This window comes from Streptomyces sp. NPDC051211, assembly GCF_040689505.1.
Classification (GTDB): Bacteria; Actinomycetota; Actinomycetes; order Streptomycetales; family Streptomycetaceae; genus Streptomyces.
In genome coordinates this window covers 1-1,263 of sequence record NZ_JBFBAV010000101.1, presented here as the reverse complement: position 1 = coordinate 1,263, position 1,263 = coordinate 1, and the positions used below count along the sequence as shown (strand labels likewise).

Sequence of the window (1,263 nt, the reverse complement as noted above, 5' to 3'; positions counted from 1 at the left end):
CCTCGGCGGGCGCGGAGGCGAACAGGTTGTCGCTGCGCAGGCCGTAGGAGACGTGGTCCAGCCAGCCAGAGCGGTCGTACGCACGGGCGGTGGAACCACCCGCGATCTTGTAGTTGGATCCGTAGTGGTTGACCTCCTTCTGGTACCAGTACGTCATCGCATTGCCGCGCGGGTCCACGACGTAGTCGAGGTTCCAGCGGTAGGCCTGGTTGCAGACCGCGTCCGCGAAGGTCGCGGTGTAGCAGGGCTCACCGGGGTGGTTCGCGTAGACCGGAACGTTCCAGGTGGAGTTGGTGACGGGCTTGCCCGCCGCCCAGCCGTTCAGCTTGTTCAGACCGAAGTAGAACTGGATGCCGTGCGGGTTGGTGAACCGCCAGTGCTCACCCTCCTTGTCACCGTTGTCCGCACCCGACAGCAGCTCCAGACGGGAGCCGTCGTCCTTCGCCGGACGCCACTTCTTCGTCGCGTCGTCCAGAACCAGAGGCGTCGAGCCGCCGTTCAGGGACATGGTGACCATCGGAGCGCCGTGGCAGAGGTCGCCGGTGTCGTCCTTCGGGTTGTTGAACCCGGAGCCGGCACGCTTGTCCTGGCTGCAAGGGACAAAACCCCGCTCGATGTAGTTCGAGGCCAGGTCCCAGCCGTCACCCACCCAAGAGGTCTGCTGAGCAGAGGCGTTGGTGCGGCCGTCGATGTTCGCGCTGGAGTAACCCAGCGACAGCGACGGGCTCGGACCACCCAGGGAAGCGGGGATGTCGATCGGGTAGGACCAGGAGAAGTCACCGGCGGAGCCGCCGGCCTGCCAGGAACCCGAGGCACTCAGGCTGGTGGCCTTGTAGGTGCCGTTCGCACCGGACGCGCCGGGGGAGGCGGCCAGCGTCATTGTGCCGGCCGAGGCCGGGGCTGCGGCCGGGGCCGCAGCGAGGGCGTTGGGGCTCAGGAATGCCGTGCCCGCCGGCTTCGGGGCCGGGGCGGGCCTGGCCGGGGCCTCGAACGTGGCGACCAGCTTGCCGGTCTCCGGGTTGTTCTTCGTGGTGACCGGGACACTGCCCTGACACTCCGGACGCTTCGGCGTCGTGAGCGCACAGGTCGGGATCGCGGTGAACTGCAGCCGGGAGCCCCAGCTGCCGCCGTACGCGTTCTTGAACGCGGCGTAGTCCAGCTCCACCGAAACCGGAGCCGAAGTCTTACCCGCATCCGTGCGGTTGACGTTCAGGAGAAGGCTGCCCGCGCGGCCGACGCGCTTTGCGGCCGCCTGGTCCAGCA

General features: G+C 68.2%; 1 pseudogene. It reads right to left on the bottom strand.

What is annotated here, in order from left to right:
• Positions 1–1,263: pseudogene (locus AB0447_RS36410) on the bottom strand (hypothetical protein); the annotation flags it as partial.